Origin of the sequence: Kitasatospora putterlickiae, assembly GCF_039527695.1 — a bacterium.
GTDB lineage: Bacteria > Actinomycetota > Actinomycetes > Streptomycetales > Streptomycetaceae > Kitasatospora > Kitasatospora putterlickiae.
Window position 1 is genome coordinate 7731 of the sequence record NZ_BAAAKJ010000425.1, and the last position, 7881, is coordinate 15611.

Genomic DNA, 7881 nt, shown 5'->3' on the forward strand with positions numbered 1-7881 from the left:
CGTACACCGGCGGGGCCCCTCGTCATGGGTGCTGCTTGTCTGTCGGTACCGCTCGTCTACTGGTACTGCACGGAGAGGGTGGCTCCCGCGAAGTCCTGCTGGGCGGCGAGGCTGAAGAAGTTCCACCCGGCGGGCGGGTTGGTGATCGTCAGCGTCTCGCCGTTGCCGGCGTTGGTGGACTTGGACTGGTAGGCGCTGGTGGTGGCCCAGGTGTCGCCGTAGTAGAGGTCGGCGTTGCCGGTGCCGCCGCTGCTGGTGATGGTCAGCGTCTTGACGCCGGCCGGCAGGTTGACGAAGTGGTAGCTGTAGTTGCCGGTGGTGGCGGTCAGGTTGTCACGGCGGCAGTTGTTGTCGAACTGGCGGGTGTCGGCGTTGGTGCAGACCGGGGTGGCCGGGTCGACCGGGCCGGTCGGGGCGTCCGGCAGCGGGCCGCAGTCGTTGGAGGCACAGGCGTCCAGCCAGGCGTCGAAGCCGGCGTCGTAGCGGGTGCCGATGTCCTGCTTCAGAATGGTGCGGGCACCGTTCCAGTCGCCGGCACGGTACTTGGCCAGCACGGCGTCGACGTCCGCGCGGTGCTCCTGGAGCATGTAGCGGGTCGCCAGCCAGCCCCAGCGGTAGACGCGGATGGTGTTGGTGTCGCCGCTGAGGGTGTCGTCGTAGACGGTGTCGAAGAGCTGGCTGAGCTTGTAGGTCTTCTCGCCGGCCTCGGCGATCGCCTTGGAGTTGCGCTCGTTGCGGTAGCCGAAGGAGATGTTCTCCGCGATGCCCTCGACCCACCAGATGGTCGGGGTGGTCTGGCTGGCCTCGAAGTCGCCGCCCATGGTGTAGCGGCCGTCGAGGTAGTGGGTGTACTCGTGGTTGAGGTTCCAGATCGAGAAGTCCGGCCGCTCCCAGGGGTCCTCGTGGGCGATGAAGCGGGCCTGGTTGCCGGCGACGACCGGGTTGCCCTCCTCGTACATGCCGCCGTTGTCGACGTCGATGTCGTAGAACGCCCAGGCGTACCAGCCGTACTCGTCGCTGTTGTCGAAGACGACCACCTCCAGGTTGGTGTTCACGTCCCCGGGGACGGCGCCCTTGTCACCGATGATCTTGTGGAAGTAGGGGTCCTGGTTGAGCAGGTTCTCGCAGGTGGCATCCAGCTGGCCCGGGGACATGTCCTGCGCCCGGATCTTCAGGTTCGGGGAGCACTCGTGCTGCGTCGGCAGGATCACCGGCATGAGGCGGGTGCTGAGGTCGCAGATGTTGTAAGTGGCGCAGTTGCCCTTGTCGAACTCGCGGGTGGCCCAGGCCAGGCCCATGGTGAGCCCGGCGGTCGGGCCGGTGTGCGGGTAGCGGTGGATCAGGTCCTTGAGCACCGGCTTGGTGCGGTCCCTGAACTCGGGGACGCTGAGGAAGTACCCGAGGTGGCGGCCGATGGTGGTGACGACGTCCACGCGGTTCAGCGTGCGGTCGTTGCGGGTGATGAAGCCGAGCCAGGTGTCGAAGGCGCTGGGGTCGGCCTTGAGGGCGGCCTTCCAGCCCGCGGCGTCGTTCTTGGCCTCGAAGGCCTCCTTGACGACCCAGTCGAGCTCGTAGAGGCTGTCGATCATCCACTGGGGCCAGGTGCCCTTGTAGTTGTCCAGCAGCCACTTGATCTGGCCGAGGTTCCGGCCGGCCGAGTGCGACTGTCCGACCACCTTGATGATCTCGACGAGGAGCTCGCCGTTGGCGTTGGTGACGTCCTTGCTGCGCGGCGCGGCGAAGTAGGCGTCCAGCCCGCCGGCGGCCGCCTGGTCGACCGCCGGCCCGTAGGCGCCGAGGGCGGCCGGGTACTGCTCCTTCTTGAAGTAGCCGGCGCGCAGGTACGCCACCAGCTGACCGATCGAGGTGCTGTTGTCGCCGGGGTAGCCGACGGCGGTGTCGCGCATCGCGTTGGCGACGGCCACCATCTTGGACTCGTTGAAGGCGACCGCGGAGTCGGTGGCGTTGAGCTCGAAGAGCTTCCAGACGCAGGCCGGCCGCGGCAGGTTCTTGAGCTCCTGGATCAGCGCGCTGCCCGTGGCGTTGATCACGGCGGAGAGGTTCGGCGGACAGGGGTCCCAGGGGGAGGCCGCGGCGAGCCCCTTGGCCGCGGCACCGGCCTCGGGGGCCGGGGCGTCCTGCTGGGCGCTCTGCGCACCGGAGTTCTTGGCGGGGCTGCCGTAGGGGTCGTAGTTCCTTGAGCCCGGCGACTTCGGGAACGGAATGCCCTTCGGGGAGGTGGCGGCGGACCCGGCGTCGACGGGCACCACGGTGGCCGCCGGGGCGGTGCCGGCCGGGGCGGCCACGCTCTGCGGGGCGAACAGGCCGATCGCGAGGAATAAGGCGGTGCCGAGCGCGGGAACTCTGCGCGCGTTGGCGGCGGACATGCGGAAAGAACGCATCTGTGGGGGCCTCCGGGGCACTTGGGCCGCGTGTTGGGGCACGCGACTCTCGATGTGTGACATGTAAAATGGCACACGTCACACTCCGCTGGGAAGATCGCGGACCGAATAATCGCCCGCCGCAACCGAAACGTTGTCAGTTCCCGTCCAGTGAAGGCCTCGTGAGGCTCGGCGCGAACACGCGAAGGCCCCGCCGGACGAACCGGCGGGGCCCCTTTGTGGTGCGGGTGCTGCTTACTGGTACTGCGCGGAGAGGGTGACGCCCGCGAAGTCCTGCTGGGCGGCGAGGCTGAAGTAGACCCAGCCCGACGGCGGGTTGGTGATGGTCAGCGTCTCGCCGTTGCCGGCGTTGGTGGACTTGGCCAGGGCGTTGCCGGTGGTGGCCCAGGTGGAGCCGCCGTAGTAGAGGTCGGCGTTGCCGGTGCCGCCGCTGCTGGTGAGGGTCAGCGTCTTGACGCCGGCCGGCAGGTTGATGAAGTGGTAGCTGTAGTTGCCGGTGATGGCGGTGAGGTTGTCGCGGCGGCAGTTGTTGTCGAACTGGCGGGTGTCGGCGATGGTGCAGACCGGGGTGGTCGGGGTGACCGGGCCGGTGGGCGCCTCCGGCAGCGGGCCGCAGTCGGTGGCGGCGCACTTGGTCAGCCAGGCGTCGAAGCCGGCGTCGTAGCGGGTGCCGATGTCCTGCTTCAGGATGGTGCGGGCGCCGTTCCAGTCGCCGGCGCGGTACTTGGTGAGCACGGCGTCGATGTCGGAGCGGTGCTCCTGGAGCATGTAGCGGGTGGCCAGCCAGCCCCAGCGGTAGACGCGGTTGGAGTTCTCGTCGGCGTCGGCGCTCTGGCCGTAGACGGTGTCGAACAGCTCGCTGAGCTTGTAGGTCTTCTTGCCGGCCTCGGCGATGGCGTCCGCGTTGCGCTCGCCCCGGTAGCCGTAGGAGATGTTCTCGGCGATGCCCTCGACCCACCAGATGGTCGGGGTGGTCTGGCTGGCCTCGAAGTCGCCGCCCATGTTGTAACGGCCGTCGAGGTAGTGGGTGTACTCGTGGTTGAGGTTCCAGATCGAGAACGACGGCCGCAGCCAGGACGCCTCGTGGGCGATGAAGCGGGCCTGGTTGCCGGCCAGGGCCGGGTTGCCCTCCTCGTACATGCCGCCGTTGTCGACGTCGATGTCGTAGAACGCCCAGGCGTACAGCGAGTACTGGTCGTAGTCGTCGAAGGCGACGACCTCCAGGTTGGTGTTCACGTCGCCGGGGATGGCGCCCTTGTCACCGATGATCTTGTGGAAGTAGGCGTCCTGGTTGATCAGGCTGGTGCAGGTGGAGTCCAGCTGACCGGGGGACATGTCCTGCGCCTTGATCTTCAGACCGTCGTTGCAGACGCGCTGGATCGGCAGGATCACCGGCATGAGGCGGGTGCCCAGGTCGCAGATGGCGTAGTCCGCGCAGTGGCCCTTGTCGAACTGGCGGGTGGCCCAGCCCAGGTTCATGGTGATCGGGGCGGTGGGGCCGACGTTCGGGTAGCGGTTGATCAGGTCCTTCATGACCGGCCGCAGCTGGCCCTTGAGCTCGTCGACCTTCAGGGCGTGGCCCAGGTAGCGGCCGATGTTGCTGACGACGTCCCAGCGGTTCAGCTGCGAGTCGTTGCGGGTGATGAACCCGGACCAGGCGTTGAGGATGGTCGGGTCGGCCTTGAGGGCGGCCTTCCAGCCCGCGGCGTCGGTCTCGGACTCGTAGGCGTCCTTGAGGACCCAGTCGAACTCCGCCACGGTGTTGGTCATCTGGCCGGGCCAGGTGCCGTTGTAGCTGGTGAGCAGCCACTTGAACACGCCGGCCTCGCGGCCGAGGGTGTCGCTCTGGCCGATCACCTTGACGATCTCGACGAGGAGCGCGCCGTTGGCGTCGGTGACGTCCTTGCCGTGCGGGGAGGCGAAGAAGGCGTCCAGCGCGGAGCCGGTCGCGCTCTTCAGCGTCGGGCCGTAGGCGCCGACGAGGGCCGGGTACTTCCACTGCACGTAGTAGCCGGCGCGCAGGAACAGGACCAGCTGCCCGATGTTGGTGCTGTTGTCACCCGGGTAGGTGGCGGAGGCGTCGCGCAGGGCGTTGGCGACGGTCACCATGTTGGCCTCGCGGAAGGCCTTCACGCTGTCACCGGTGAGGTTGAACAGCGGGTAGGTGCAGTCGACCGCGGGCAGGGCCTTGAGCTGCTGGACCAGCGCGCTGCCCGTGGCGTTGATCACTCCGGAGAGGTCGGGACAGGGCTCGGCGGCCGCGGCCGAGAAGCCCTTGGCGGCCTTGGCCTGCGGGGTGGCCGGCGCGGCCGGCGGGGCCTGCTCCTCGGTGCTGTCCTGGGCGGAGAGCTTGAAGGGGCTGGTGCTCTTGGCGTCGGGCGACTTGGGCACCGGGATGGAGCGCGGCGTCGACGAGGCGGCGCTGGTGCCGGCCGGGGCCGGGCTGCCGGTGGGGGCGGGGGCGGCCTGGCTCTGCGGGGCGAACAGGCCGAGCGCGATGAAGAAGGCGGCGCCGAGCGCAGGGAGCCTGCGCGCGTTGGCCGTGGATATCCGGAAGGGACGCATCTGTGGGGGCCTCCGGGGCCGTTCGGGCCGCGGTATGGGGGACGCGGCCTCTCGATGTGTGACATGTAAAATGGCATATGCCACAGCGCGCTGGGAAGATCGATGATCGAAGAATGTTTCGTCGCAACCGAAACGTTGTCATAGGCCTGACGAATGCGGCCTTTGTCCCGAATTGATCCGCCCTCAGCGGTTCGCGTGGGTGTCCGATGAGACGTCGGGAATACGCAGGAGCCCCTCATGTGTTCCTGCAACTCATACGCAATAGTGTTGTCCCGGCACGATCGTCATCGTTGAACCGGCCGAAAGGGGCCATGTCCTGATGGGCACCTACTCGCTTCCCGACCTGCCGTACGACTACTCCGCGCTGGAGCGCGCGATGTCCGCGGAGATCCTGGAGCTGCACCACTCCAAGCACCACGCCGCGTACGTCAAGGGCGCCAACGACACCCTGGAGCAGCTGGCCGAGGCGCGCGACAAGGAGCAGTTCGGCGGTCTGGTCGGCCTGCAGAAGACCTTCGCCTTCCACCTCTCCGGCCACGTGCTGCACTCGCTGTTCTGGGAGAACCTCTCCCCGGAGGGCGGCGACCGCCCCGAGGGCGAGCTGGCCGACGCCATCACCGAGCACTTCGGCGGCTTCGAGACCTTCAAGAAGCAGCTGACCACCGCCACCACCGGCGTGCAGGGCTCGGGCTGGGGCATCCTCTCCTGGGAGCCGCTGGGCGGCCGCCTGATCGTCGAGCAGGTCTACGACCACCACGGCAACGTCGGCCAGGGCACCACCCCGCTGCTGGCCTTCGACGCCTGGGAGCACGCCTACTACCTGCAGTACCGCAACGTCCGCCCGGACTACGTCACCCGCCTGTGGGACGTCGTCAACTGGCAGGACGTCTCGGCCCGCTTCGCGGCCGCCAAGAGCGCCTGACCCCTCCCGGGGGTGACGCGCCCGTGAACACCTGACCCAGGGCAGGGCAGGTAACGGAGGGCCCCGGCCGGTGCGCACCGGCCGGGGCCCTCTCGTTTCGGTCGGGAGGCTCGGTTCACGCGAACGGCCTCGGCTCAGGGTTCCTCGTCATCCTGTGGCGTTGGCACGCTTGGCGAGCTTCACCAGCTCCGGCGGAGCGCTCCGGCCCGCGAGGAGCACGAGCTCACGGATGGCCGAGCGGGCCGCCAGGTGGCTCCGGACGCTCTCCGGTGCCAGTTCCTCGGCCCGGATGAGGCAGTCGACGGCCTCCCCGAGGTGTCGCCGCTGGGCGTGGGCCCTTCCGAGGTCGACCAGCAGCCGTGACATTCGCTCGGGTGAGAGCCGACCCGCATCGATCCGCCGCCCCAGGTCCAGGGCCTCGCCCGCGTCCCCGAGGTCGACCGCCGCCGACACCGCTTGGATCTCGACGTTCGTGGGGCCGAACTCCAGGTTGAAGTCGTTGCGGTCCTCACCCAGCAGTGCTGCGACCTCTCGCGCGTCGGCGAGTTCCTTGCGGGCCTGCTCGCGTTGGCCGGCGCGGGCGGCGGCCAACGCGAGGACAAGGTGGAGCGAGCCGAGCACGGAGAGCGCTTCCGGCGAGGGTGGACCGGCCGCCGAGATGCAGGTCCGCAGTGCTGTCACACCCTTCCCGGCCGCGTGTTCCGCCTGGTCCAACCGTCGAAGCCGGACGAATGCGTGGGCCAAGCGGTAGATGCCCGCGAAGACTTGCAGAGGCTCGCCGGACTGTTCGGCGGCCCGGATCGCCCGATCTGCGGCCACCCATGCCGCATCGGCCTCGTCCTGGCGGACGAATGCCGCCGCGACCGCCTGGTACGCCTGGCTAAGGAGGAGTTGGAGCTCCGGCCGTGCCTCCGGGGTGGCGGTGCGCGTGGCGCCTTCAAGTCGTGGCAGGGTGTCGGCGACGGCTGTGCTGAGCTCCGCGAACCGGGCGTTGTGTGTCAGATGCCAGAGCTCCGCCACGGCGCCGGCGAGCTCGGCTACGTCGGGTGCGGTCGTGTCGGGGCGCTCGCCGAGTACGGCGTGGAGGGCGGGATGGCCGGAGAGTGAGAGCCGCACCTGGTCGAGGTCGTTGACCTGGTCCGATGTCACCGACGCGGCTCGGGTCGGCGCCGGGGCGTCCGGCCTCAAGGCCTGAACAGAGACTCCAAGGCCTTCCGCGAGCAACTGGAGTACGTCGAGACGTACGACCGGTTGGATGCCGCGCTCGACCTGCGACACCCAGCTGGATGTCCGGTTGACGGCTGTAGCGAGCTGATCCTGCCGCATGCCACGCGCTTTGCGGAGCTGGGCCACCCGGGAACCGAACGCTCGCTGCTCCTCGGGGCTCACCGGCCGCCCCCGTGGGTGGACGATCCCTTGCCGTCGATCTCGTCCAGGAACGTGACCTCGAACGATTCGAGGTACTGGCCGCGCTCGGCCAGGAACCGGCGGACGTGGGGCTGCCGCTCGTGCTCCTCGAATGCCTCGCGATCCGCGTACAGCTCGTAGAAGACCCGGACGCGCGGTTCGTCCGGCACGGCGTGACTGACGTAGACGAGAGTGCCGGGCTCCCTGGTGCGGATCCCTTTGAGTGCTTCCCGTGCCAGCCGGTCGAATGCGTGAGCAGCCGTCACATCACGGGCGACGAAGCGTACAACGAGGCCGAATCCCATGCTTCTCCCCTTCCTGGTTCGGTCGAGTCTCGCACGACCCGGTGAAGAATTGTGAGTAGCAGTGATTCTTGACTCGCAGTTTTCCTGCGACTACTTTAAGTGCCTGGCTCGTTGCTCAAGGCGACGAATGGCCTTCCCTCTTGCTGCCGTCAGCCGGCAGTGCTGTCCATCTGTGGTGGAGGATCAATGGGGTGGAACGTGGCGGTCAGCCCGCTCAGCAGTGCCCGGTTTCCGGTTCCGCTGGAATGGGGGGCGCCGCCGGCACCGGAGGCGGTGCCGG

General features: G+C 68.5%; 5 protein-coding genes. 1 reads left to right on the forward strand and 4 read right to left on the reverse strand.

Annotation, left to right across the window (positions count from 1 at the left end):
• Positions 1 to 56: 56 nt before the first annotated feature.
• Together ABD308_RS35280 and ABD308_RS35285 are read right to left on the reverse strand one after the other, a co-directional pair.
• A complete protein-coding gene (locus ABD308_RS35280; RefSeq protein ID WP_344344098.1) occupies positions 57 to 2402 on the reverse strand; it encodes a M9 family metallopeptidase in 2346 nt (781 codons plus the stop codon).
• Positions 2403 to 2636: 234 nt separating this feature from the next.
• Positions 2637 to 4967: a M9 family metallopeptidase gene (locus ABD308_RS35285; protein WP_344344099.1), complete on the reverse strand. Its 2331-nt coding sequence runs from the start codon at positions 4965 to 4967 to the stop codon at positions 2637 to 2639.
• A gap of 319 nt (positions 4968 to 5286) precedes the next feature.
• Between ABD308_RS35285 and ABD308_RS35290 the strand changes: the two genes are divergently transcribed.
• Positions 5287 to 5889: a superoxide dismutase gene (locus ABD308_RS35290; protein WP_344344101.1), complete on the forward strand. Its 603-nt coding sequence runs from the start codon at positions 5287 to 5289 to the stop codon at positions 5887 to 5889.
• Positions 5890 to 6036: 147 nt separating this feature from the next.
• Here ABD308_RS35290 and ABD308_RS35295 read toward each other — a convergent pair whose 3' ends face one another.
• Together ABD308_RS35295 and ABD308_RS35300 are read right to left on the reverse strand one after the other, a co-directional pair.
• Positions 6037 to 7278, reverse strand: a complete 1242-nt coding sequence (locus ABD308_RS35295) for a helix-turn-helix domain-containing protein (protein ID WP_344344103.1) — start codon at positions 7276 to 7278, stop codon at positions 6037 to 6039.
• Positions 7275 to 7601, reverse strand: coding sequence for a putative quinol monooxygenase (locus ABD308_RS35300; protein ID WP_344344105.1), 327 nt, complete (start codon positions 7599 to 7601; stop codon positions 7275 to 7277). The genes ABD308_RS35295 and ABD308_RS35300 overlap by 4 nt, the downstream gene beginning before the upstream one ends.
• Positions 7602 to 7881: the final 280 nt, after the last annotated feature.

What these genes read in the sequence shown, in the direction of transcription:
- ABD308_RS35280 (WP_344344098.1), bottom strand. Translation starts at nt 2,402, where the DNA reads ATGCGTTCTTTCCGCATGTCCGCCGCCAACGCGCGCAGAGTTCCCGCG.
- ABD308_RS35285 (WP_344344099.1), bottom strand. Translation starts at nt 4,967, where the DNA reads ATGCGTCCCTTCCGGATATCCACGGCCAACGCGCGCAGGCTCCCTGCG.
- ABD308_RS35290 (WP_344344101.1), top strand. Translation starts at nt 5,287, where the DNA reads ATGGGCACCTACTCGCTTCCCGACCTGCCGTACGACTACTCCGCGCTG.
- ABD308_RS35300 (WP_344344105.1), bottom strand. Translation starts at nt 7,601, where the DNA reads ATGGGATTCGGCCTCGTTGTACGCTTCGTCGCCCGTGATGTGACGGCT.